Genomic DNA, 23,901 nt, shown 5'->3' on the forward strand with positions numbered 1-23,901 from the left:
CGTCTCGTCAGCGTGGACCCGGCGCACCTGTGAGAATCAGGGCCATGGAACGCAGCAGCACCCCGTCGGGCGGCAGTTCGCGCCGCGAGGCCACCCGGCAGAAACTCTACGAGGCCGCCGTCACGCTCATCGCGGAACAGGGCTTCTCCGCCACCACGGTGGACGAGATCGCCGAGCGGGCCGGAGTCGCCAAGGGCACGGTCTACTACAACTTCGCGAGCAAGTCGGTCCTCTTCGAGGAGTTGCTGCGGCACGGCGTGGAACTCCTCACCGCCTCCCTTAGGGAGGCGGCCGAGCGGACCGACCGGGAGGGCGGCACCAAGGTCGACGCCCTGGACGCGATGATCCGGGCCGGGCTCCTCTTCATCAGCCGCTACCCGGCCTTCACCCAGCTCTACGTCGCCGAACTGTGGCGCACCAACAGGACCTGGCAGTCCACCCTGATGGTGGTCAGACAGCAGGCGGTGGCGGTCGTCGAGGACGTCCTGCGCGAGGCCGTGGCGGGTGGCGAGCTCAGCGACGAGATCGACATCCAGCTCACCGCGGCGGCCCTGGTGGGCATGGTCCTGGTCGCCGCCCTGGACTGGCAGTCCTTCCAGCCCGAACGCTCCCTGGACGACGTCCACTCGGCGCTGTCCCGGCTCCTCCAGGGACGGGTGAGCGGCAACCGCTGAGCGAGCGGGTTCGGGCGCACAGGAAAGCGCCGGTCCGATATGGCCGCATCCCCCGCGGGCCATCCCGAACCGGCGCTTCCTTTCTGCTCCCCCGTTCCCTCCCCCGTTTTCCCCGTTCCCCCGTGCGGTCGTTCCCCCGGGTCCCCCAGTGCCTCGCTCCCGCCGACGGATCGGCGGAAGGAGCGGTCCAGGGCACCGGCACCGTTCCGCCGCCCCGTGTCGGCGGTACCGGAGCCGTGCCCTTTTCCGTGGCACCACTCTCTCGTTCCCGCAGGTCGCAGCCCATCCGTGCGGCTACTCATCTCTCGTCCTAGGTACGCGTACTCAGCGCAGCGCACTCAACCCCAGGACGCGCCGTTGCCGACTGGTTACCATCGCGTCCGTGTCGGTACTCCCTTTGGTCTTCACCAGCGGCTGGGCCAGCGGCATCAACGCCTACGCGGTGGTACTGCTCCTCGGCATCTTCGGCGCGACCGGACTGAGCGACGAGGTGCCCGAGTCGTTGCAGCGCCCCGAGGTGCTCATCGCGGCGGGCGTGCTGTTCCTGTGCGAGGCGGTCGCCGACAAGATCCCGTACATGGACTCGGCGTGGGACGCGGTGCACACCGTGATCCGGCCGGTCTCCGGGGCCGTCGTCGGCGCGCTGCTGGCCGGGCAGAGCGGTTCGCTGCCCGATCTCGCGGCGGGCGCGATCGGCGGTTCGACGGCGCTGGCCAGCCACGCGGTCAAGGCCGGGACGCGGATGGCGGTCAACACCTCGCCGGAGCCGTTCAGCAACGTGATCCTGAGCCTCGCCGAGGATCTCGGGGTCGGCGGCATCGTGACGTTCGCGATGTTCAACCCGGAGGCGGCGGCGATCATCGCGGGCACACTGCTGCTCGGCGGGCTGGTCGTACTGTTCTTCCTGGTCTCCCGGATCAGACGGTTCCTGCGGCGCCGGGCCCAGCGGCGCGAGGAGAAGCGGCTCGCGGCCCGGACCGGGTGGCCACCGGGCTGATCCAGGCCACTCGCGTCCTCGCGAACTCCCAGGTCACAGGCGCGTGGCGGGACTGTCAGTGGGGGCCGATAAAGTCCCTCGCATGGCACGGATTGCGGTGATCGGCGCCGGCATGGGCGCGATGGCGGCCGCTGCCCGGCTGGCCGTCGCGGGCCACCGGGTGGCGGTGTACGAGCGTGGGGAGACCTACGGCGGAGCGGTGCGCCGCTTCGAGCGCGACGGCTTCTCGTTCGACACGGGCCCCGGGCTGCTCACCCTGCCCGCGGTCTACCGCGACCTGTTCGTCAAGACCGGCAAGCAGCCCCTGGAGGAGTGCGTCGAGCTGGTCCAGGTCGACCCGTCCGCCCGGCACGTCTTCCCGGACGGCACGGAGGTCGCCCTGCCGAACGCGTCCCGCGCGGGCGTCGTCCAGGCCCTGGAGGCGGCTCTCGGGGCCGGGGCGGGTGAGCGCTGGGGCGACTTCCTGGTCAGGGCCCGCGAGGCCTGGGACCGCACCCGCAGACCGCTCCTGGAGGAGCCCCTGTGGACCGACTGGCAGGTGCTGGCCGAGCGGGAGCCCTATCCGGCGCTTCCCCACAAGCGGCTGCTGCGCACCCGCCGGGCCGGCACGCTCGCCGAGGTCGCCGCCTGGGAACTGCGCGACCCACGCCTGACCGCCCTCCTGGACAGTCACGCGCTGGCGTACGGCCTCGACCCCCGGGACGCTCCGGCGAGCGCGGCCGTGCTGCCGTACATGGAGCACGCCTTCGGCACCTGGTACGTCCGGGGCGGCATCCGGGAGTTGGCGCGCGCGGTGTACGAGCGGTGCCTGGCCCGGCGGGTCGAGTTCGTCTTCGGCGCCGAGGTCACGGGGATCGTCGAGAAGGACGGCCGGGCGGCGGGGGTGGAGCTGTCCGACGGGACGTTGGCGGAGGCCGACCATGTCGTGGCGGGCGTGGATCCCGTACGGCTGAAGGGGCTGACGGAGCACGCGCTCGACCAGGACGGTGACGTGTTCCCCGACGCGTCGGCGCCGTCGCCGGGCCGGTTCACCGTACTGCTGGCCCTGCGCGGGGCCCGTGAGGCGGGTGCCGCGCATCGCACGGTCGTGCACGCGCCGGACCGCGAGGCCGAGTTGGACTGGCTGAGCGGGGAGGGAAACGGCCCGGTGCGGCCCACGGTGACCGTGCTACGCCCGGACGATCCCGCGCTGCGGCCCGACGGGGAGCACGAGTCCGTGATCCTGACGGCGGTAGCGGGGCGCCGGGGCAACCGGGACGTCGAGGAATCGCCGGAGGGGTTCGCGAATCTGCTGGTCGGCGCGGCCGAGGCAGCCGTCCCCGCGCTGCGTGAGCGGATCCTGTGGCGGGAGATACGGACGCCCGGCCGGAACGGGGAGGAGACCGGCGCCTACTACGGGGGCGTGTCGGCGCCCTCGCTCGCGGGCGGCAAGGGTGACTTCCTGCATCCCGCCAACAGCACTCGCCTGCCGGGGCTGTACCGGGTGGGCAGCTGGTCGCACCCTGGTGGCGGACTGGCGCACGCGGGCATGTCGGGTGCGCTGGTGGCGGGGCTGATCGTGGAGGGGCCCGGCTTCCGGGGCTCGCAGTGAACCCCCGGATACCCGGGCGGGGCGGCGGTCCTCGGAAGCGGCGCGGCTAGAAACGGTACTGCTGCTCGTCGTACCCGTGCCCGTTCGTCTGACCGTTGCCGTTGTTGTGGCCGTTGTCCTGACTCTGGCCGTTGCCGTTGTCCTGGTAGGGATACTGCTGCTCCGGCGGGAGTTCGCCGCCGAAGAACGGGTCGTCGGTGTTGCGCTGCTGCGGGACCCAGACACCGCTCGCCGGGGTCTCGCCGTAGCCCTGCTGACCGTACTGGTCCTGGCCGTAGCCCTGCTGACCGTACTGCTGCTGGTCGTAACCGGCGTCGTACGAGTTGCCGCCGTAACCCTGGCCGATGTACGGGTCGGAGTAGGCGGCGTACTGCTGCTGACCGGAGGCGTCGTAGCCGTACTGCTGCTGGTCGTAGCCGGTGTAGCCGTCGTACCCGTAGGTCTGGTCGCCGCTCTGGGCCGCCGCCGCGTACGACTGGTCCTGGCCCGTGCCGGCGTACGACTGGTCCTGACCGGTCGCCGCCGCGTAGGCGGCGTCGCTGTATATGCCGTACGAGCCGGTGTCGTCGGGGAGGGGCTGCGGTTCGTAGACAGCGCCGTTCTCGGCCCCCGCGGGCCGGACGGAACGGGCGGGGGTGAAGACGTCGTCCCGGTCGTAGTCGCGGTCGAAGTCGTCGCCCTGCCGGTACGTTCCGGCACCGGTGTCGAAGACGTCGCTTCCGACGCTGTCGGCGGCGTTGCCGCCGAAGCCCGTGTCGGCGCCCTCGGGTGCCTCCAGGCCGGAGACCTCCAGCTTCGGGTCCTGGTACTCCCCGTCGCCGCGGCCTTTGCCCTTGCCGAACCGCGCGAGGAAGCCCGAGCGGCCCGCGACGGCCCAGCCGGCCGAGAAGCCGCTGCGGAACGACAGCGTGACGTACGTCTGCCCGACCGCGAAGGCCGCGGCGCCCAGGCCGATGACCACCACGTTCGGGATGAGCACACCGAGGACCACGCCGAGGAAGCCGGCGAAGGCCAGCAGTCGCCAGCGCAGCCGCGCCTTGTACTGCAGCAGAACCTCGCCGAGCAGCCACAACGCGACAATGCCGAACGCGATGTAGAGGACCGTCCAGCCCATGTACGCCCCTCTCCCAGTGGCCGCTACGCAGTGTGTCGTACGCCGGTGCGGCCGGTCTAGGCCCGCTGTGGGTGGTGCAGACCCAGGTTCTCGTAGATTTCCAGCGATGCCGTGGAGTTGTTCAGCGTAATGAAGTGCAGTCCGGGGATTCCCTCGGCCAGCAGTCGCGCGCAGAACTCCGTGGCGAACTCGATGCCAATGGAGCGTACAGCCGCCGCGTCGTCTTTGGCTGTGAGGATCCGCTCTTTCAGGGTGGCAGGGATGGCCGCGTTGCTGAGCTGCGGCAACCGCTCCAGCATCCGCACGCTGGTCACGGGCATGACCTCGGGGATGACCGGGGTCGGACAGCCGGCCGCCGCGACGGCGTCCCGCAGCCGCAGATACGACTCCGGGTGGAAGAACATCTGGGTGATCGCGTAGTCCGCGCCGGCCCGGCACTTGTCGACGAAGTGCGTGACATCCGTCTCCCGGTCGGGGGAGCGCGGGTGGGTCTCGGGGAAGGCGGCGACACCCACGCAGAAGTCGCCCGACTCCTTGATGAGCCGCACGAGTTCGGCCGCGTACGTCAGCCCGCTCGGGTGCGGGACCCAGTCGGCCATCGGATCGCCGGGCGGGTCTCCGCGCACGGCAAGGATGTTGCGGATGCCCGCGTCGGCGTACTGGCCGATGATGTTGCGCAGTTCGGCAACGGAGTGGTTGACCGCGGTGAGGTGGGCGACCGGGGTGAGCGTCGTGTCGGAGACGATCTGCTGGGTCTCCTTCACCGTGCCCGCACGCGTCGACCCGCCGGCGCCGTACGTCACGGACACGAAGTCCGGCGCGACCGCCTCGATCCTCCTGAGCGCGTTCCACAGGTTCCGCTCGCCCTTGGGAGTCTTCGGCGCCGAGAACTCGAAGGAGTACGTGGTTTTGCCGGACGCGAGCATGTCACGCACCGTGCGTGCGTGGTCAGTCCTGGTGGACGCGGTTCCAAGGGCCATACCCGCAGGTTAGTCAGGGGGCGGCGGTCTCCCAACCGGATGGCGGAAATTTGCCCGGATTGTCGACTTGTTGTCCACGCCTCGGACACCGGACTCGGACGCCCGGGCCTCAAGGGCCTCCCGCCAACCGGTTACAGGGCTCGCAGCCGCTTGGCGAACTCCGCCGCCGCCGCGCCCGGGTCGTCGGCCTCAGTGATCGCCCGTACGACGACGACCCGGCGGGCGCCCGCGGTCAGGACCTCGTCCAGGTTGTCCAGGTCGATGCCGCCGATGGCGAACCAGGGTCGTTCGGTGGCGAGAGCGGCCGTGTACCGGACCAGGCCGAGGCCGGGCGCGTGGCGGCCCGGTTTGGTGGGGGTCGGCCAGCAGGGGCCGGTGCAGAAGTAGTCGACGCCCTCCTGGACGGCGGCTGCCGCGGCCTCGGACTCTGCGTGCGTGGAGCGGCCTATGAGCACGTCCGGGCCAAGGATCGCGCGGGCCGCCGGGACGGGCAGGTCGCCCTGGCCGAGGTGCAGTACGTCGGCACGGGCGGCGTGGGCGACGTCCGCCCGGTCGTTGACCGCGAGGAGCTTGCCGTGCCGGACGCAGGCGTCGGCGAAGACCTGGAGGTGGTCCAGTTCCTCGGCCGCCTCCATGCCCTTGTCGCGCAACTGCACGATGTCCACCCCGCCGGCCAGGACGGAGTCCAGGAACTCGGCGAGGTCGCCCTGACGTCGCCGGGCGTCCGTGCAGAGGTAGACCCGGGCGTCGGCGAACCGGGCTCGGGCCGTGCCCGCGTCGGCGGTCGCCCCGGGCACGGTGTCGGTCGTCTCGGGCATACGGGTGTCCCCCCATGGGCGCGCCCCGGGAGTGTTCTCCCCCGGGCACGCCCCTGTGTGGCGGTGTGCGGACCACTGCCCGCACATCGAACGGCTGGTCGGATCAGACGGCGAGCGCCTGGGCGCGACGCTTCACCTCCGTGCCGCGATTCTCGGCGAGGGCCTGCGCGGGGGTGCCGGGCAGGCTCGGGTCGGGAGTGAAGAGCCACTCCAGCATCTCTTCGTCGGAATAGCCGTCGTCCCGCAGGAGCGTCAAGGTGCCGGTGAGGCCCTTGACGACCTTCTGCTCGACCCCGTCGAGAAATGCGGCGGGGACGTGCAGCGCACGGTTCTCACCACGGCGTACGGCGATCAGCTGGCCTTCCCTGACCAGCTGCCGGACGCGTGTCACCTCGACATCGAGCAATTCGGCGATGTCGGGGAGGGTGAGCCAGGCGGGGACGAGAGCATCGATCTTTGCGTCAATCTCGGTCACGGGACAAGCGTGCCATCCCGCACTGACAGTCGGAAGCCGGGCCCCTCCGACCTGGGCCGATCCGGTGGCTCCGAGCCGGTGACGTCGAGCCGCGTCGCGCTAGGCCGTGGCCGCCTTCAGGGGCCGGGACGGGTCCGTCAGCGCCTCGGCGTCCATCAGGGTGCCCGCCTCGACCAGTCGGCGCCCCTGGGCCAGGTCACGGGGGCGGCCCACGGCCAGCAGGGCGACCAGGCGGCCCTCCCGCAGCCAGCAGACCGTCCAGGCGGGGCCGGACGGGTCACCGCGCCACAGGGTGGTGTCGGCGGACTGGTGGTGGCCGACGTACTGGACGAAGCGGCCGAACTGCTCCGACCAGAAGTACGGGACCGGGTCGTACACCGCCGGCGACTCCCCGATGATGTTCGCGGCAACCGTACGGGGTCCCTGGAGAGCGTTGTCCCAGTGGTGGACCAGCAGGCGCCGGCCGTACCTTCCCGAGGGGAAGGACGCGCAGTCGCCGACCGCGTAGACGTCCGCCGCGGAGGTGCGCAGGTGGTCGTCGGCGACGACCTCGCGGTGCTCGCCCAGGGCGATCCCCGAGCCCACGAGCCAGGCGGTGGCCGGGCGGGCCCCGATACCGACGACGACGGCGCCCGCGGGCAGCCGCGAGCCGTCGTCGAGCACCACCGCGCCGGGCTCGACGCGGGCCACGCGCGCGTGGGTGCGCAACGAGGCGCCGCTGTCCGCGTACCAGGCGGCCATCGGCGCGGCCACCTCGGCCGGCAGTGCGCCCGCGAGCGGCCGGTCGGCGGCCTCGACGACGGTGACGGCGCAGCCGGCCTCGCGCGCGGCGGTGGCGAACTCGGCGCCGATCCAGCCGGCCCCGACGACGACGATGTCGTGCTGGCGCGCGAGTACGGGCCGCAGCCGCTCGGCGTCGTCGAGGGTGCGCAGCAGATGCACACCGGGTACGCCCTCGGTGCCCGGCAGCCGGATCGGTTCGGCGCCGGTCGCGAGGACCAGGACGTCATAGGGCACGGGCCCGTCGGGGGTGTCCAGTTCGTGTTCGCCGGCGCGGACGCCCAGCACCTCCCGCCCGAGCAGCAGGTCGATGCCGAGGGCCTCGAAGTCGACGTCGAAGGCGGAGCCCTCCGCCTTGCCTAGCAGGACGGCCTTGGACAGCGGCGGCCGGTCGTACGGCTGATGGGGTTCGGCGCCGAACAGCGTGACGGTGCCGGTGAACCCCTGCTCCCGCAGGGCGACCGCGGTCTGCACCCCGGCCATGCCCGCACCCACGACGACCACGCGCCGCGGCTGCGACACGCCCGGTGTGCCCTGTGCCTGCGTCTGCTCGCTCACCCGATCACCATAGACAACTGACAAATTGTCAGTCAGTGGGCGCGGTCAGTGACCTACTGCACACCGACGTGCCCGGCCTGCTGAACCTGCTCCACCACGCTCGTCCCGCTGCCCGGCTGCGACTCCCACTCCCAGGTCTCCGCCAACCGCAGCCGACCGTCCGGCAGTTCGGTCACCTCGGACACGCAGTGGCCCGAGGACGTCGTCCCGTCCCGCTTCAACTGCACGTAGCGGAAGTCGAGACGGTCGCCCTCCCGCGTACCCACGAGGTGCCCGCGTACGACGTCCCCGCCCGCGTACTCGGCCCAGATCTCGCCGTCCTGCTCGTGGTAGGCGAACCGGGTGCGCGTGCCCACCTGACCCGGTGCCTGGTCCTCGACCGGGGCGAGCACGAGACCGTCGAGCGAGCGGGGCATGGGTGAAGGCTCCCTTACGTGGGCGTCGGACCGCGGGCTAGGGTGGCCAGCGTAAGCACGCGGGAGCCCGGACGCACCGGGCTGAGAGGGAGGCTGGGCGGCCTCCGACCGTACGAACCTGATCCGGGTCATGCCGGCGAAGGGAGGGGCTGGACGCCCATGTCGCGTACGCACACTTCGGACGTCGTTGTCGTCGGAGGCGGGATCATCGGGCTGGTGACGGCCTGGCGGGCCGCGCAGCGCGGGTTCTCCACGACCGTCGTGGACCCCGTGCCGGGCGGCGGGGCCGCGCAGGTGGCGGCCGGGATGCTGGCCGCCGTCACGGAGCTGCACCACGGCGAGCAGACCCTGCTGGGGCTGAACCTGGAGTCGGCCCGCCGCTACCCGGACTTCGTGGCCGAGCTCACCGAGCTGACCGGCCGCGACCTCGGCTACCGCCGCTGCGGCACGCTCGCCGTCGCACTCGACGCCGACGACCGCGCCGAACTGCGCGAACTGCACGCCCTGCAACAGCGGTCCGGCCTGGACTCGGAGTGGCTCTCGGGGCGCGAATGCCGGCGCCTGGAGCCGATGCTCGCGCCCGGCGTGCGCGGGGGGCTGCGGGTGGACGGCGACCACCAGATCGATCCGCGGCGGCTGGCCGGGGCGCTTGTCGACGCGTGCGAGCGGGCCGGGGTGGTGCTGCGCCGGACCTGGGCCGAGCGGCTCGACGTACGGCGGGAGCGGGCCGTGTCGGTCACGGACTCGGACGGCGACGAACTGGCCGCCGGATCGGTCGTGCTGGCCGGGGGCAGCCTCAGCGGGCGGCTCGCGGGCGTCCCGGAGGCCGTCCTGCCGCCCGTACGGCCCGTGAAGGGCCAGGTGTTGCGGGTGACCGTGCCGAAGCGGTACGCGCCGTTCCTGAGCCGCACCGTGCGGGCCGTGGTGCGCGGCAGCCAGGTCTATCTGGTGCCGCGCGAGAACGGGGAGCTGGTCGTCGGGGCGACCAGCGAGGAGCTGGGCTGGGACACGACGGTCACAGCGGGCGGCGTGTACGAGTTGCTGCGCGACGCCCATGAACTCGTTCCCGGGATCACCGAGTTGCCGTTGACCGAGACACGGGCCGGACTGCGCCCCGCTTCCCCCGACAACGCGCCGCTGCTCGGCCCGACCGCTCTGGAGGGGCTGCTGGTGGCCACTGGGCACTATCGCAACGGTGTGCTGCTGACCCCGGTCACCGGTGACGCGCTGGCGTACGCGCTGGCCACCGGTGAACTGCCCGAGGAGGCCCGGGCCTTCACACCCCGCCGGTTCGACACCGTACGCATGGAGCAGCTCGTATGAACATCCTGGTGAACGGCCGGCGGCGCGAGGTCTCCGCGGGCACCGCGCTCGACGCTCTGGTGAAGTCCCTCACCCCGGCGCCCTCCGGTGTGGCCGCCGCGCTCAACGAAACCGTCGTCCCGCGCGCGCGGTGGTCGTCGACCGCCCTCTCCGAGGGTGACCGCGTCGAAGTCCTCACCGCCGTCCAGGGAGGCTGAACCATGGCCGACGATCCTTTCGTCCTCGGCGGTACGACCTTCACCTCCCGGCTGATCATGGGTACGGGGGGCGCGCCCAGCCTCGACGTGCTGGAGCGGGCGCTGGTGGCCTCCGGGACGGAGCTGACGACGGTCGCGATGCGGCGCGTCGATCCCTCGGTGCACGGGTCGGTGCTGTCGGTGCTGGAGCGGCTGGGCATCAAGGTGCTGCCCAACACCGCGGGGTGCTTCACCGCGGGGGAGGCCGTGCTGACAGCCCGACTGGCCCGGGAGGCGCTCGGTACGGACGTGGTGAAGCTCGAGGTCATCGCCGACGAGCGGACACTGCTGCCGGATCCGATCGAGCTGCTGGACGCGGCGGAGGTGCTGGTGGAGGACGGGTTCACGGTGCTGCCGTACACGAACGACGACCCCGTGCTGGCGCGGAAGCTGGAGGACGTGGGGTGCGCGGCGATCATGCCGCTCGGGTCGCCGATCGGGTCGGGGCTGGGGATCCGCAACCCGCACAACTTCCAGCTCATCGTGGAGCACGCGCGTGTGCCGGTGATTCTGGACGCGGGGGCGGGGACGGCGTCGGATGTGGCGTCGGCGATGGAGTTGGGGTGTGCGGGGGTGATGCTGGCGTCGGCTGTGACCCGGGCGCAGGATCCTGTGCTGATGGCGGAGGGGATGCGGTACGGGGTTTCGGCGGGGCGGTTGGCCTACCGGGCGGGTCGGATTCCTCGGCGTCACTTTGCTGCGGCTTCGTCTCCTGCGGCCGGGCTCGCCGACCTGGATCCGGAGCGGCCTGCTTTCTAGGCACCCGGCGCTTCCCTCCTGTCTGATCTCCCACCCGTGCACCGCCCGTTTCGAGCCCGATCACACGTGCAGCTCTCCTGTGGGGGTTCCTCTCCGTCGGCGGCCGCCCGGTGCGATCTGCGTCACAGGTCGGCTTCAGTCCCGCTGCTTTCCTGTGCTTTCCTGGCCGAAACTGCGGGCTTGTCAGCGGCGGCTCGTACACTCACCTGCGTGGATACGACCCTTCAGGACCCTCTCGTCGGGCAGGTGCTCGACGGCCGCTATCGCGTGGACGCGCGGATCGCGGTCGGCGGGATGGCCACGGTCTACCGGGCCGTGGACACCCGCCTCGACCGTGTGCTCGCCCTCAAGGTGATGCATCCGACGCTCGCCGCCGACGTGTCCTTCGTCGAGCGGTTCATCCGGGAGGCGAAGTCCGTGGCCCGGCTCGCGCACCCCAACGTCGTGCAGGTCTTCGACCAGGGCACCGACGGGCCGTATGTCTACCTCGCCATGGAGTACGTCGCCGGATGCACCCTGCGTGACGTGCTGCGCGAGCGCGGCGCGCTCCAGCCGAGGGCCGCGCTCGACATCCTGGAGCCGGTGCTCGCCGCACTCGGCGCCGCGCACCGGGCCGGGTTCGTGCACCGCGACATGAAGCCCGAGAACGTGTTGATAGGGGACGACGGGCGGGTCAAGGTCGCCGACTTCGGGCTCGTGCGGGCCGTGGACACCGTCACCAACACCACCGGGTCCGTCCTCGGTACCGTCTCCTATCTGGCGCCGGAGCAGATCGAGAGCGGCACCACCGATCCCCGGGTCGACGTGTACGCCTGCGGAATCGTCCTCTACGAGATGCTGACCGGCGACCAGCCGCACTACGGCGACTCCCCCGCGCTGGTGCTCTACAAGCACCTGCACGAGGACGTGCCGCCGCCCTCGGCCCTCGTGCCCGGGCTGGCCTTCGAGCTGGACGCGCTGGTCGCCTCGGCCACCGCGCGCAACGCCGACATCCGCCCGTACGACGCCGTGGCACTGCTCTCCCAGGTTCTGGAGACGCGCGGCTCGCTCGACGCCGAGCAGCTGGACGCCGTACCGCCGCAGGCCATCACCTCGGAGCACGACAACGCCGAGAACCTGACGAGCGTCATCCCGCGCGCGCTGTCCGTGCCGCGGCCCCTGCCCGTCAACGAGGACGAACCCCCGGTCGACGAGCGGCGGTTGAACCGGACCAGTCGGCTGGGAGCGGTCGGCGCTCCCCCGGCTCCCGCCCCGCCCTCCCGGCGTGCCGCGCGGGAGCGGAACCGGCGTACACCGCTCGCCGTCCTTGTCGCCGTGCTGCTCGTCCTCGGTGTGGGGGCGGGCGTCTGGTACATCAACTCCGGGCAGTTCACACAGGTCCCGACGGTGCTCTCGCAGACCGAGACACAGGCCACGGCAAGGCTGAAGGGCGCCGGGCTCGAGGTGAAGCACGCCGAGGCATACAGCGACACGGTGCGGCGCGGCACGGTCATCAGTACGGATCCGGAGGTCGGCGAGCGTATCCGGGTGAACGACACCGTGACGCTGACCATCTCCCTGGGGCCGGAGACCGTGCCGGTGCCCCAGGTCACGGGCCTCCGCCTCGACAGGGCCAGAGCGCTGCTGAAGCGGAGCGGTCTGGAACCGGGCATGGTCACCCGGGAGTTCAGCGAGGAGGTGCCCCGCGGTTCCGTGATCAGCACCAGCCCGGTTTCCGGCACCGAGCGGCGCGCGGGTTCCGCGATCGCCCTCGTCGTCAGCAAGGGCAGTCCGGTGGAGGTCTCCGACGTCACCGGTGCGAGCCTCGCCGACGCCCAGGCCGTGCTGGAGGAGGCGGGACTGAAGGTCAAGGTCGCCACCAAGTCCGTCACCTCGGACGAGTTCGCGCAGGGGCAGGTCGCCGTCCAGTCACCGGTGGCCGGCAGCGAGGCCGAGCAGGGCGACACGATCACGCTGACGATCTCCAAGGGTCCCGAGATGATCGAGGTCCCGGATGTGGTGGGCGACAGCGTCGACGACGCGAAGGCCGCTCTGGAGGGGGCCGGGTTCGCGGTCGACGAGGACCGGGGGCTGCTCGGGCTCTTCGGCGACACGGTGAAGAAGCAGTCCGTGGACGGCGGTGACACCGCTGCCAAGGGGTCGACGATCACCATCACGATCCGCTGACCCCGGCGGACGGTCGCCGTCGCAGTCCCAGGCCGCCGGCATCCGCCGACGGGACGTGGAGCATCGCGTGACACCCTGAAAGGGTGACCAGCAAGCAGCTCCGCAACCCCGTCGGCGGCCATGTTCCCGTGGCCGGCGGTCTCCACTCCGTCGGCCTGTCCTACGCCCGCGACCTCCTGGCCGAGACCGTGCAGGTGTTCGTGGCCAACCCGCGCGGCTGGGCGACGCCCGTCGGCAGTCCCCGGCAGGACGAGGAGTTCCGGACGGCCTGTGCCGAGGGCTCGATCCCGGCGTACGTCCATGCCCCGTACCTGATCAACTTCGGCTCGCACACCGAGGCGACCGTCGAGCGGTCGGTGGAGTCGCTGCGGCACTCGCTGCGGCGCGGCCGGGAGATCGGCGCCCTGGGTGTCGTGGTGCACACCGGGAGCGCGACCGGCGGCCGGGAGCGGTCCGTGGCCCTCAAACAGGTGCGGGAACATCTGCTGCCGCTGCTCGACGAGCTCACCCACGACGACGACCCGTTCCTGCTCCTGGAGTCGACCGCCGGGCAGGGTTCCTCGCTGTGCTCGCGCACCTGGGACTTCGGACCGTACTTCGAGGCGCTCGACGCCCATCCGAAGCTCGGCGTCTGTCTCGACACCTGTCACATCTTCGCCGCCGGGCACGATCTCACCGGGCCCAGCGGTATGCACCAAACCCTCGACCTGCTCGTGGACACGGTCGGCGAGGGGCGGCTGAAGCTGATCCACGCCAACGACTCCAAGGACGTGGTCGGCGCGCACAAGGACCGGCACGCGAACATCGGCGCGGGGCACATCGGCGAGGACCCGTTCCGGGCGCTGATGACGCACCCCGCGACCGAGGGCGTACCGCTGATCATCGAGACGCCCGGCGGGAAGGAGGGGCACGCGGCGGACGTGGAGCGGCTGAAGAAACTCCGGGACGGGCTGTAGACGGACAGTCGGGAACGAACAGTCGAGGGAATACCCCCTAGGGGTATATTGCTGGCGAGTGCAGGAAACCGTGACCGCGTGACATCGGGAGCACCCATGGAGCACGAGACACCCGCGCACCAGCACACACCGGCCCACATACCTGCCGCCACCTGGGCCGTGGCCGTCCAGGCCACCCTTCACTGCCTGACCGGCTGCGCCATCGGCGAGGTGCTCGGGATGGTCATCGGCACGGCGCTGGGCTGGGGGAACCTGTCCACCACCGTGCTGGCGGTCGTCCTGGCGTTCCTCTTCGGTTACTCGCTCACCCTGCGCGGCGTCCTGAGGGCCGGTGTCGGCCTCCGTACGGCCGTCCGGGTGGCGCTGGCCGCGGACACCCTGTCGATCGCCGTGATGGAGCTGGTGGACAACGGCGTGATCACGCTGTGGCCCGGCGCGATGGACGCCCAACTGGACGATGTGCTGTTCTGGGGCGCGCTGGCGATCTCACTGGTCATCGCCTTCGTCGTCACCACGCCGGTCAACAAGTGGACGATCGGCCGCGGCAAGGGCCACGCGGTGGTGCACCAGTACCACCACTGACCCCGATACCGGCCTCAGAGCTCGGGGCCGTCCCCGGGCTCCTCCTGGTACGAGTAGCGCTGCTCGCGCCAGGGGTCGCCGACGTTGTGATAGCCGCGCTCCTCCCAGAAGCCGCGGCGGTCGGCGGTCATGTACTCGACCCCGCGGACCCACTTGGGGCCCTTCCAGGCATACAGGTGGGGCACCACCAGCCGGAGCGGGAAGCCGTGTTCGGCGGTGAGGAGTTCACCGTCCTTGTGGGTGGCGAAGATCGTGCCGTCGGAGGCGAAATCGGCCAGTCGGAGATTCGAGCTGAAGCCGTACTCCGCCCAGACCATGACGTGCGTGACCTCGGGCGCCGGCGGAGCCGCCGTGAGGATCGTCCGCGCCGGAATTCCACCCCACTCGGCGCCGAGCATGCTGAACTTGGTGACGCAGTGCAGGTCGGCCAGGACGGAGGCATGCGGCAGGGCCGTGAACTCCTCGTGGTTCCAGCAGTGCTTCTCGCCGTCGGCGGTGGCGCCGAAAACCCTGAACTCCCAGCGCTCGGGGCGGAATTTGGGCACCGGCCCGTAATGGGTGACCGGCCAGCCGCGCTGTACTCGCTGTCCCGGCGGCAATTCGGGCTGCGCCGCACTTCCTGAATCGCGCTCTCCCGATTCACTTTCCACCGGCTGACCCATGACTCCATCCTGACAGACCAGGGAGCGTGCGCATGACCAGGCCAGCCCAGACACCATCAAGTCCGGATAACCTGGACTAAGCCTGCCCTTACTTACTAAGTATGCACTTACTGGACGATCTTCGGCGGCGGTGCGATCATTCGGCGGCAACCTCCCCAGTCCCCCGCTTGGAAGGAGCCTCTGCGATGCAGGGCGACCCCGAGGTCATCGAATTCCTCAACGAGCAGCTGACCGCCGAACTCACGGCGATCAACCAGTACTTCCTGCACGCGAAGATGCAGGAGAACTTCGGCTGGACGAAGCTCGCGAAGTACACGCGGCACGAGTCCATCGACGAGATGAAGCACGCGGAGATCCTCACCGACCGGATCCTGTTCCTGGACGGCCTGCCGAACTACCAGCGCCTCTTCCATGTGCGGGTGGGCCAGACCCTCACGGAGATGTTCCAGGCGGACCGGCAGGTCGAGGTCGAGGCGATCGACCGCCTCAAGCGCGGTATCGAGGTCATGCGCGGCAAGGGCGACATCACGTCGGCGAACATCTTCGAGTCGATCCTCGCGGACGAGGAGCACCACATCGACTACCTGGACACCCAGCTGGAACTGGTGGAGAAGCTCGGCGAGGCGCTCTACATCGCGCAGCTCATCGAGCAGCCGGAGAGCTGACAGCCGACCTCCGGGTCAGGCGGCCTCGTCCAGCGTTTCGGCCCGGACCGGCCGGCTCTCGTCCACGAGGCCACGGGTCGGGTACGCGCCCCTGCCCAGCAGCGCCTGGATGCGTCGTACGCACGAGCCGCAGTCCGTGCCCGCCTTGCAGGCCGAAGCTATCTGCCGGGGAGTGCAGGCGCCGTCCGCCGCATGCTTCTTCACCTGCGTCTCGGTCACTCCGAAGCAGTTGCAGACGTACACGCGGGTCACCTCCCGACGGGATCCAAAGGTCGTGCCGTACCAAGACCAAGGATGTCCGCTTGATCGGTGAGGCAAACCTAACCTTACCTGTCTCGTAGGTACCCGAAAAGTGGTGTGGGGCGCGGATCGTATGTGATCCGCGCCCCACGGCACGTGCCTGTAACAGGCGCGACTACTGGTGATCTGCTACTGGTCCCGGTACATCTCCGCGACCAGGAACGCCAGGTCGAGCGACTGGCTGCGGTTCAGCCGGGGGTCGCAGGCAGTCTCGTAGCGGTGGTGCAGGTCGTCGACGAAGATCTCGTCGCCGCCGCCCACGCACTCGGTGACGTCGTCGCCGGTCAGCTCCACATGGATACCGCCGGGGTGCGTACCCAGCTCCTTGTGGACCTCGAAGAAGCCCTTGACCTCGTCGAGCACGTCGTCGAAGCGGCGGGTCTTGTGACCGGAGGCCGCCTCGTACGTGTTGCCGTGCATCGGGTCGGTGATCCAGGCCACCGTCGAACCCGACGCCGTGACCTTCTCGACCAGCTCGGGCAGCTTGTCGCGGACCTTGTCCGCGCCCATGCGGACGATGAAGGTCAGCCGGCCCGGCTCACGGTCCGGGTCGAGGCGCTCGATGTACTGCAGCGCCTCCTCGGCCGTGGTCGTCGGGCCGAGCTTGATGCCGATCGGGTTGCGGACCTGGGAGGCGAACTCGATGTGCGCGCCGTCCAGCTGCCGGGTGCGCTCACCGATCCACACCATGTGCGCCGAGACGTCGTACAGCCGTCCGGTGCGGGAGTCCACGCGGGTCAGCGCCGACTCGTAGTCCAGGAGCAGCGCCTCGTGCGAGGAGTAGAACTCGACCGTCTGGAACTCTGCCGGGTCCGTGCCGCAGGCGCGCATGAAGTTCAGCGCGTTGTCGATCTCGCGGGCCAGCTGCTCGTACCGCTGGCCGGACGGGGACGACTTCACGAAGTCCTGGTTCCAGGCGTGCACCTGGCGCAGGTCGGCGTAGCCGCCGGTGGTGAAGGCGCGGACCAGGTTGAGCGTGGAGGCGGAGGCGTTGTACATCCGCTTCAGCCGCTCGGGGTCCGGGATCCGGGACTTCTCGTCGAAGTCGAAGCCGTTGACCGAGTCACCGCGGTAGGTCGGCAGGGTCACGCCGTCGCGGGTCTCGGTGCCCTTGGAGCGCGGCTTCGAGTACTGGCCGGCGATCCGGCCGACCTTCACGACCGGCACCGAGGCCGCGTAGGTGAGGACGGCGCCCATCTGGAGGAGGGTCTTCAGCTTGGCGCGGATGTGGTCGGCGCCGACGGCGTCGAAGGACTCGGCGCAGTCGCCGCCCTGGAGGAGGAACGCCTCTCCCTTGGCGACGGCCGCCATCCGGGCGCGCAGCTGGTCGCACTCGCCCGCGAAGACGAGCGGCGGATACGACTCGAGCTCCGCAACGACTGCGCGCAGAGCCTCGGTGTCGGGGTACTCGGGCTGCTGCGCCGCGGGCAGGTCTCGCCAGGTGTTGCCAGCGCTGGCGCTGGTCTTAGCGTTCACGGTCACGGCCCCAACATTACGGGGTCATGTCGGGCGTCCATCCGCCTGCTCATCAAGTGAGACGGGGTTCGCTCGTTCGGGTCCGGTGAGCGGAATGGCCGGTCCGTGCGCCGGTTCACGATCCGCCCGTTGCCCGTGGTGTATGGTCCGTCGCATGTTCGCGCACTCGACCCAGATCCAGAACTGGTGGTGGCCCGCTCACTCGGCGGCCCACTGACTGCGCGTACGCAAGACTTCGCGAAGGCCGCCCGAGGGGCGGCCTTCGGTGTTTTCGCGGACTTCCGCGGCCAGGCCGTTCCTCCCGATCACTGATCCAGTCATCGATGGAAGAGGAACCATGCGACTCGACCGGCTCCTGCACGACAACCGCCCGTTCGCGCTGCTCCGCCGCCGGACTCCAGGGCACGACCACTCCGTGGTCGAACTGCTGCTCGGCCCGGTGACCACGTACGACCGGCTCGCCGACATCCCCGACGAGGGCCTCGCCCTCATCCCCTTCCGCCAGATCCGCGAGCGCGGCTTCGACGTCCGCGACGACGGCACCCCGCTCGCGGTGCTCACGCCCGAGGAGACCTACGAACTCCCGCTCGCCGAGGCCCTGGACCAGCTCCCGGCTCACGACGTACGGGTCGAGGGCGGTGGCTTCGACGTCGGCGACGAGGAGTACGCGGACATCGTCGGGAGGGTGCTGCGGGAGGAGATCGGGCGCGGCGAGGGGGCGAACTTCGTCATTCGGCGGACGTACGAGGGTGAGATCCCGGGGTTCGGACGCGCCGACGCCCTCGCCCTGTTCCGGCGGCTGCTGGTCGGGGAGCGGGGCGCCTACTGGACGTTCGTCGTGCACACCGGGGAGCGGACCCTGGTCGGGGCCAGCCCCGAGGTGCACGTCCGGATGTCCGGCGGGACCGTGGTCATGAACCCGATCAGCGGGACGTACCGCTATCCGGCCGAGGGGCCGACCCCCGAGCACCTGCTCTTCTTCCTCGCCGACGGCAAGGAGATCGAGGAGCTGTCGATGGTCGTCGACGAGGAGCTCAAGATGATGTGCACCGTCGGCGACATGGGCGGGGTCGTGGTGGGGCCGCGGCTGAAGGAGATGGCCCATCTCGCGCACACGGAGTACGAGTTGCGGGGGCGCTCCTCCCTGGATGTGCGGGAGGTGCTGAAGGAGACCATGTTCGCGGCGACCGTGACCGGGTCGCCCGTGCAGAACGCCTGCCGGGTGATCGAGCGGCACGAGGTCGGTGGTCGCGGTTACTACGCGGGGGCGTTGGCGCTCGTCGGGCGGGATGCGGGCGGGGCGCAGACCCTCGACTCGCCGATCCTCATCCGGACCGCCGACATCGCGCCGGACGGACGGCTGCGGGTGCCGGTCGGCGCCACGCTCGTCCGTGGCTCGGACCCGGCGGGCGAGGTCGCCGAGACCCACGCAAAGGCGGCCGGGGTGCTGGCGGCGCTCGGTGTCGTCCCGGGAAGGCCCCGGGAGACGGGCGTACGGCCGCGGCTCATGGACGATCCACGGGTGCGGGCGGCGCTGGACGGGCGGCGGTCCTCGCTGGCGCCGTTCTGGCTGCGGATGCAGGAGCGGACCCAGGAACTGTCCGGGCACGCCCTGGTCGTCGACGCCGAGGACACGTTCACGGCGATGCTCGCGCACGTCCTGCGCTCGTCGGGCCTCGACGTGACCGTGCGGCGCTACGACGAACCGGGGCTGCGGGAGGCCGTCGTACGGCACGAGGGGCCGTTGGTTCTCGGGCCCGGCCCCGGTGATCCGGGCGACCTGGCCGACCCGAGGATGCGGTTCCTGCGCGAACTGACGGCCGAGGTCGTGCGGGACCACCGGCACGGTGTCCTCGGGGTCTGCCTCGGGCACGAGCTGATCGCTGCGGAGCTGGGACTGGAGATCGTGCGCAAGGAGATTCCCTACCAGGGCGCGCAGACGGAGATCGATCTGTTCGGGCGGCCGGAGACCGTCGGCTTCTACAACAGTTTCGTGGCGCACTGCGGCGACGAGGCCGCCGGCGAGCTGGCCGCGCACGGGGTCGAGGTCAGCCGGAGTGCGAGCGGTGAGGTGCATGCGCTGCGGGGGCCCGGGTTCGCGGGCGTCCAGTTCCACCCGGAGTCGGTGCTGACGCTGAACGGGGCCGCTGTCGTAGGGGAGTTGATGGGGCGGCTGCGGGGTGCCGGCACCCTGGGGTGAGGCCGAGGGGCGCCCGGGCTCGTGCCTGGGCGCCCCCGCGCGCACTCAGCCGAAGAAGACGCCGGCCTCCTCGTACAGCTTCGGGTCGACCGTCTTGAGTTTCGCCGTGGCCTCCGCGATCGGGACCCGGACGATGTCCGTGCCGCGCAGGGCGACCATCTTGCCGAAGTCGCCGTCACGGACCGCCTCGATGGCGTGCAGGCCGAAGCGGGTGGCGAGCCAGCGGTCGAAGGCGCTGGGTGTGCCGCCGCGCTGGACATGGCCCAGCACCGTGGTGCGTGCCTCCTTGCCGGTCCGCTTCTCGATCTCCTTGGCCAGCCATTCGCCGACGCCGGACAGCCGCACATGGCCGAAGGAGTCGAGGGACTGGTCCTTCAGCACCATGTCGCCGTCCTTGGGCATGGCGCCCTCCGCGACGACCACGATCGGGGCGTAGGAGGCACTGAAGCGCGAGGTCACCCAGGCACACACCTGTTCGGTGTCGAAGCGCTGTTCGGGGATGAGGATGACGTTGGCGCCGCCGGCGAGGCCGGAGTGGAGGGCGATCCAGCCGGCGTGGCGGCCCATCACCTCACAGACGAGGACGCGCATGTGCGACTCGGCGGTGGTGTGCAGTCGGTCGATCGCCTCCGTCGCGATGCCGACCGCGGTGTCGAAGCCGAAGGTGTAGTCGGTGGCGGACAGGTCGTTGTCGATCGTCTTCGGTACGGCGACGACCGGCACCCCGTACTCGTCGGTGAGGCGGGCCGCGACGCCGAGGGTGTCCTCGCCGCCGATCGCGATGAGCGCGTCGACCTCCTGCGCGGCGAGGTTCTCCCGGATGCGGGCGATGCCGTTCTCCTGCTTGAGGGGGTTGGTCCGTGAGGAGCCGAGGATGGTGCCGCCGCGCGGGAGGATCCCGCGCACGGCGGGGATGTCGAGGCGCACACTGGCGCCCTCCAGCGGACCTCGCCAGCCGTCCCGGAAGCCGACGAAGTCGTACTCGTACTCCTGTACGCCCTTGCGGACGATGGCCCGGATGACGGCGTTGAGCCCGGGGCAGTCGCCGCCTCCGGTCAGTACTCCGACGCGCATGGAAGTGTCCCTTCGCCGCGGATGCCTGCTGAAGGTCACGCTAATCGTGATGCAGGTCACTTTGGGATGGGCGGGAAGGTCAATTCCGGTGAATTGTGCGGTAGTTGATCTCGGGACGAGCCGACACGTACGGGGTGCCGCGCGTCCTGTGCGTCCTACCCGTGCGTCCTACTCGTCGTCGTCCAGGCCGCGCTGAATCGCGTACCGCACCAGTTCCACCCGGTTGTGCAGTTGCAGCTTGCCCAGAGTGTTCTGGACGTGGTTCTGGACCGTGCGGTGGGAGATGACCAGGCGTTCGGCGATCTGCTTGTAGCTGAGACCCTTGGCCACCAGCCGCAGCACCTCCGTCTCGCGGTCGGTGAGCTGCGGGACCTTGGGGTCGTCGGCACCCGCGGCCGGGGCCGGCTCGGAGGCCAGGCGGCGGTACTCGCCGAGGACCAGACCGGCCAGACCGGGGGTGAACACCGGGTCGCCGACCGCCGTACGGCGCACCGCGTCCACCAGTTCCTCCGTCGAGGCCGACTTCAGCAGGTAGCCGGTCGCGCCGGACTTCACCGCCTCCAGTACGTCGGCGTGCTCGCCGCTCGCCGAGAGGACCAGGACACGCAGGGCCGGGTTGGACCCGACCAGCTCCTTGCAGACCTGGACGCCGGGTTTGGCGGGCAGGTTCAGGTCGAGCACGAGGACGTCCGGCGCGACGGCCCGGGCGCGGCGTACGGCCTGCTCGCCGTCGCCCGCCGTGGCGACCACGTCGAACCCGGACTCGGCCAGGTCGCGGGCGACCGCGTCGCGCCACATGGGATGGTCGTCCACCACCATCACCCGCAGCGGGCCCCGGCCGCCTTCCTCGTCCACAGCCATACCCTTGCCGTTCCCGCTCTCGTTGTCGTTCCCGGTGGCCGTCATCGCCGCTCCGCCTTCCCCCGTGTCGTTCTGGTGTCCTTCGGTACCGTCAGTTCGACCTCGGTGCCCTGCCCCGGCACCGAGATCAGCTCGGCGTCGCCGCCGAGGTCGCGCAGCCGGCCGCGGATCGACTGGGCCACGCCGAGCCGCCCCTCGCCCTCCGCCTGGGCGAGCCGCCCCTCCGGGATGCCCGGCCCGTCGTCGCGCACGGTCACGACGACGGAGTCCGGCTCGTCCTCGACCAGGATCCAGGCCCGGGCGCCCTCCCCGGCATGCTTCCGTACGTTGTCCAGGGCGGCGCCGACCGCCGCGGCCAGCTCCTTCGCGGCGGCCCGGGCGAGCGGCACGGGGGTACCGGGCTCGGAGAAGGTGACCGTCGAGGTGGCGTACGGGACGAGCAGGGTGCGCAGGTCCACCGGGTCCGGCGCGGACTCCCCCGCCGCGTGTACGGCCTCCGCGTACTGCCATTCACGCGACTCCGGTACGAGGCCGCCGGAGACGAGAGCGCGCAGCGCGACCTCCTGCTCGCCGGCCATCCGGCCCAGTTCCCCGGCCTCGCCGCCGAGCACGGCACCGCGCCGCTGCACCATCGCCAGTACCTGGAGGACGCTGTCGTGGATGTCCCGGGCGAGCCGCTCCCGTTCGCGGGTCGCGGCCTCGATCTCCAGGGCGCGGGCGAGGGTGCGCTCGGAGGCACGGGCGACCTCGACGACGTATCCGATGGCGATGGAGGCGACCCACACCAGGATCACGTTGTGGATGGTGTCGCGGGCCGGGGTGCCGCGCTCGACCAGGTTCACGACGGCGACCAGTGTCGAGGCGAAGGCCGCCCAGCGCCAGCCGCCCTTGATCGCGAAGGCCAGGACGGACCCCGCCGTCCATATCGACGGCAGGGTCGGGCCGCCCGACTGAATGCGTTCGTGGGTGTCGGCGAGGGGCGTGAGGAGGATGCCGGCGAGGGCGACCGTCAGGTCGGCGGCGAGGAAGCGCTTGGTGCAGCTGGCCGCGTTGGCGACCCAGGGCAGGGTGGCCAGGGTCCAGACGAACAGGACGCAGTAGTAGGCGACGGCGACCCACAGACGCTGGAACCCGTCGTAGGCGGTGGCGAAGAACCCCAGCGCGTACAGCATGGTGAGCACCCGGTAGCCGGCCAGCGCACGCCACAGCGGCTGCTCGACCGACATCCGCATGACCTTCGGACGCCCGGCTTTCTCCCGCCCGGCGCCATCACGCCCGGCTTTCTCACGTACGGCCATGTCCCCCGCCCACCCCGAACCCGCCCCCGGTACCGCTACTTGGTGCCCGAACGTTCCTTCTCCAGAGCCTTCTGCGCCTGCTTCTCCGCCAGTTTCTCCGCCTTCGCCGCTTCCGCGATCTGGCGCTTGGCTGCCGACGCGTAGATGTCGACGTACTCCTGGCCGGAGAGCTTCATGATTTCGTACATGACCTCGTCGGTCACGGCCCGGAGCACGAAACGGTCGTGTTCCATGCCCTGGTACCGGCTGAAGTCGAGCGGCTCGCCGATACGGATGCCCGGGCGCATCAGCTTGGGCATCACCTTGCCCGGCGGCTGGATCTTCTCGGTGTCGATCATCGCCACGGGGATGACAGGCGCCCCCGTGGCCAGCGCCACGCGCGCGAGACCGCCGGGCTTGCCCCGGTAGAGGCGGCCGTCGGGCGAGCGCGTGCCCTCCGGATAGATGCCGAACAGCTCACCGCGCTCGATGACTTCGACACCGCTCCGGATCGCGGCCTCGCCCGCGCCACGCGCCCCGGAGCGGTCCACCGGGAGCTGGCCGACGCCCTTGAAGAAGGCGGCGGTCATCCGGCCCTTGAGCCCGGGCGTCGTGAAGTACTCGGCCTTCGCGATGAAGGTGACCTTGCGGTCGAGGACCGCGGGAAGGAAGAACGAGTCGGAGAAGGACAGATGATTGCTCGCCAGGATCGCCGGGCCGTCGGCCGGAACGTTCTCCAGGCCTTCCACCCAGGGCCTGAAGGCGACCTTCAGCGGGACCCCGACGGAAACCTTCATCGCGCCGTACAACAACCGACTGCCTCCTGTGTCTGTGGATCAGACCTTAACCCGCAGCACTGTCAAAGAGCCCGACGGCCCTGGTCGGTGTCAGTGCGGTCGCGTACGGTGAAGTACGCCTCGGAGCCTCGTGGCTTCCGTGCGTGATCACCCACCCCAGTCAC

At 70.7% G+C, this 23,901-nt stretch carries 24 protein-coding genes and 1 riboswitch; of the genes, 11 read left to right on the forward strand and 13 right to left on the reverse strand.

What is annotated here, in order from left to right; translation table 11 throughout:
- The first annotated feature begins 44 nt into the window (after positions 1–44).
- The 3 genes from OHN74_RS10610 to OHN74_RS10620 all read left to right on the forward strand — a co-directional run bounded on the left by OHN74_RS10610 (position 45) and on the right by OHN74_RS10620 (position 3,262).
- Positions 45–674: a TetR/AcrR family transcriptional regulator gene (locus OHN74_RS10610; protein WP_327694293.1), complete on the forward strand. Its 630-nt coding sequence runs from the start codon at positions 45–47 to the stop codon at positions 672–674.
- A gap of 382 nt (positions 675–1,056) precedes the next feature.
- Positions 1,057–1,671: a DUF4126 domain-containing protein gene (locus OHN74_RS10615; RefSeq protein WP_327694294.1), complete on the forward strand. Its 615-nt coding sequence runs from the start codon at positions 1,057–1,059 to the stop codon at positions 1,669–1,671.
- Positions 1,672–1,753: 82 nt separating this feature from the next.
- Positions 1,754–3,262, forward strand: a complete 1,509-nt coding sequence (locus OHN74_RS10620; protein ID WP_327694295.1) for a phytoene desaturase family protein — start codon at positions 1,754–1,756, stop codon at positions 3,260–3,262.
- A 46-nt stretch (positions 3,263–3,308) separates the two neighbouring features.
- Here the strand turns inward: OHN74_RS10620 and OHN74_RS10625 are convergent, their stop codons facing one another.
- The 6 genes from OHN74_RS10625 to OHN74_RS10650 form a co-directional block, all read right to left on the reverse strand.
- A complete protein-coding gene (locus tag OHN74_RS10625; RefSeq protein ID WP_327694296.1) occupies positions 3,309–4,376 on the reverse strand; it encodes an SCO2102 family sporulation regulator in 1,068 nt (355 codons plus the stop codon).
- A gap of 56 nt (positions 4,377–4,432) precedes the next feature.
- The gene (gene metF, locus OHN74_RS10630; protein WP_327694298.1) at positions 4,433–5,356 is read right to left on the reverse strand and encodes a methylenetetrahydrofolate reductase [NAD(P)H]; all 924 of its coding nucleotides are present in this window, start codon (positions 5,354–5,356) and stop codon (positions 4,433–4,435) included.
- Positions 5,357–5,487: 131 nt separating this feature from the next.
- Entirely contained in the window at positions 5,488–6,174 is a 687-nt protein-coding gene (thiE, locus tag OHN74_RS10635; RefSeq protein WP_327694300.1) for a thiamine phosphate synthase, read from the reverse strand.
- Between the two features lie 103 nt (positions 6,175–6,277).
- A complete protein-coding gene (locus OHN74_RS10640) occupies positions 6,278–6,649 on the reverse strand; it encodes an Rv2175c family DNA-binding protein (protein ID WP_327694301.1) in 372 nt (123 codons plus the stop codon).
- Positions 6,650–6,748: 99 nt separating this feature from the next.
- Positions 6,749–7,987 (reverse strand): NAD(P)/FAD-dependent oxidoreductase, encoded by a 1,239-nt coding sequence (locus tag OHN74_RS10645; protein ID WP_327694302.1) that lies wholly within the window; start codon positions 7,985–7,987, stop codon positions 6,749–6,751.
- A gap of 53 nt (positions 7,988–8,040) precedes the next feature.
- On the reverse strand, positions 8,041–8,403 hold the full coding sequence (locus OHN74_RS10650; RefSeq protein ID WP_327694303.1) for a hypothetical protein: 363 nt from the start codon (positions 8,401–8,403) through the stop codon (positions 8,041–8,043).
- Positions 8,404–8,452: 49 nt separating this feature from the next.
- A riboswitch (TPP riboswitch) is annotated at positions 8,453–8,566 on the forward strand.
- Here OHN74_RS10650 and thiO point away from each other — a divergent pair.
- The 6 genes from thiO to OHN74_RS10680 all read left to right on the forward strand — a co-directional run bounded on the left by thiO (position 8,563) and on the right by OHN74_RS10680 (position 14,425).
- On the forward strand, positions 8,563–9,726 hold the full coding sequence (thiO, locus tag OHN74_RS10655; protein WP_327694304.1) for a glycine oxidase ThiO: 1,164 nt from the start codon (positions 8,563–8,565) through the stop codon (positions 9,724–9,726). (Overlaps the previous riboswitch by 4 nt.)
- A complete protein-coding gene (thiS, locus tag OHN74_RS10660; RefSeq protein WP_327694305.1) occupies positions 9,723–9,923 on the forward strand; it encodes a sulfur carrier protein ThiS in 201 nt (66 codons plus the stop codon). The genes thiO and thiS overlap by 4 nt, the downstream gene beginning before the upstream one ends.
- A gap of 3 nt (positions 9,924–9,926) precedes the next feature.
- Positions 9,927–10,721: a thiazole synthase gene (locus OHN74_RS10665; protein ID WP_327694306.1), complete on the forward strand. Its 795-nt coding sequence runs from the start codon at positions 9,927–9,929 to the stop codon at positions 10,719–10,721.
- A gap of 210 nt (positions 10,722–10,931) precedes the next feature.
- A complete protein-coding gene (pknB, locus tag OHN74_RS10670; protein WP_327694307.1) occupies positions 10,932–12,887 on the forward strand; it encodes a Stk1 family PASTA domain-containing Ser/Thr kinase in 1,956 nt (651 codons plus the stop codon).
- A gap of 83 nt (positions 12,888–12,970) precedes the next feature.
- Positions 12,971–13,843 (forward strand): deoxyribonuclease IV, encoded by an 873-nt coding sequence (locus tag OHN74_RS10675; protein ID WP_327694308.1) that lies wholly within the window; start codon positions 12,971–12,973, stop codon positions 13,841–13,843.
- Between the two features lie 96 nt (positions 13,844–13,939).
- Positions 13,940–14,425, forward strand: coding sequence for a DUF4396 domain-containing protein (locus tag OHN74_RS10680; RefSeq protein ID WP_327694309.1), 486 nt, complete (start codon positions 13,940–13,942; stop codon positions 14,423–14,425).
- 14 nt (positions 14,426–14,439) lie between these two features.
- On the opposite strand, the gene OHN74_RS10685 is transcribed toward OHN74_RS10680, so the two are convergent.
- Positions 14,440–15,087 carry a sulfite oxidase-like oxidoreductase gene (locus OHN74_RS10685; RefSeq protein ID WP_327694310.1) on the reverse strand — a complete coding sequence of 216 codons (648 nt, stop codon included), beginning with the start codon at positions 15,085–15,087 and terminating at the stop codon, positions 14,440–14,442.
- A 185-nt stretch (positions 15,088–15,272) separates the two neighbouring features.
- Here OHN74_RS10685 and bfr point away from each other — a divergent pair, with 185 nt between their 5' ends.
- Positions 15,273–15,752: a bacterioferritin gene (gene bfr, locus OHN74_RS10690; RefSeq protein ID WP_327694311.1), complete on the forward strand. Its 480-nt coding sequence runs from the start codon at positions 15,273–15,275 to the stop codon at positions 15,750–15,752.
- 15 nt (positions 15,753–15,767) lie between these two features.
- Here the strand turns inward: bfr and OHN74_RS10695 are convergent, their stop codons facing one another.
- Both OHN74_RS10695 and OHN74_RS10700 read right to left on the reverse strand, forming a co-directional pair.
- Positions 15,768–16,004 carry a (2Fe-2S)-binding protein gene (locus OHN74_RS10695; protein ID WP_327694312.1) on the reverse strand — a complete coding sequence of 79 codons (237 nt, stop codon included), beginning with the start codon at positions 16,002–16,004 and terminating at the stop codon, positions 15,768–15,770.
- A gap of 177 nt (positions 16,005–16,181) precedes the next feature.
- Positions 16,182–17,534, reverse strand: coding sequence for a class II 3-deoxy-7-phosphoheptulonate synthase (locus OHN74_RS10700; protein ID WP_327694313.1), 1,353 nt, complete (start codon positions 17,532–17,534; stop codon positions 16,182–16,184).
- 331 nt (positions 17,535–17,865) lie between these two features.
- Between OHN74_RS10700 and OHN74_RS10705 the strand changes: the two genes are divergently transcribed.
- Positions 17,866–19,728, forward strand: coding sequence for an anthranilate synthase family protein (locus tag OHN74_RS10705; protein ID WP_327694314.1), 1,863 nt, complete (start codon positions 17,866–17,868; stop codon positions 19,726–19,728).
- 45 nt (positions 19,729–19,773) lie between these two features.
- Here the strand turns inward: OHN74_RS10705 and OHN74_RS10710 are convergent, their stop codons facing one another.
- The 4 genes from OHN74_RS10710 to OHN74_RS10725 form a co-directional block, all read right to left on the reverse strand.
- Positions 19,774–20,802, reverse strand: coding sequence for a 6-phosphofructokinase (locus OHN74_RS10710; RefSeq protein WP_327694316.1), 1,029 nt, complete (start codon positions 20,800–20,802; stop codon positions 19,774–19,776).
- 168 nt (positions 20,803–20,970) lie between these two features.
- Positions 20,971–21,621, reverse strand: coding sequence for a response regulator transcription factor (locus OHN74_RS10715; protein WP_327700065.1), 651 nt, complete (start codon positions 21,619–21,621; stop codon positions 20,971–20,973).
- Positions 21,622–21,704: 83 nt separating this feature from the next.
- On the reverse strand, positions 21,705–22,961 hold the full coding sequence (gene macS / locus OHN74_RS10720) for a MacS family sensor histidine kinase (protein ID WP_443060364.1): 1,257 nt from the start codon (positions 22,959–22,961) through the stop codon (positions 21,705–21,707).
- 35 nt (positions 22,962–22,996) lie between these two features.
- On the reverse strand, positions 22,997–23,737 hold the full coding sequence (locus OHN74_RS10725) for a lysophospholipid acyltransferase family protein (protein WP_327694317.1): 741 nt from the start codon (positions 23,735–23,737) through the stop codon (positions 22,997–22,999).
- Positions 23,738–23,901: the final 164 nt, after the last annotated feature.

Origin of the sequence: Streptomyces sp. NBC_00459 (assembly GCF_036013955.1) — a bacterium.
In the GTDB taxonomy this organism is placed as follows: Bacteria; Actinomycetota; Actinomycetes; order Streptomycetales; family Streptomycetaceae; genus Streptomyces.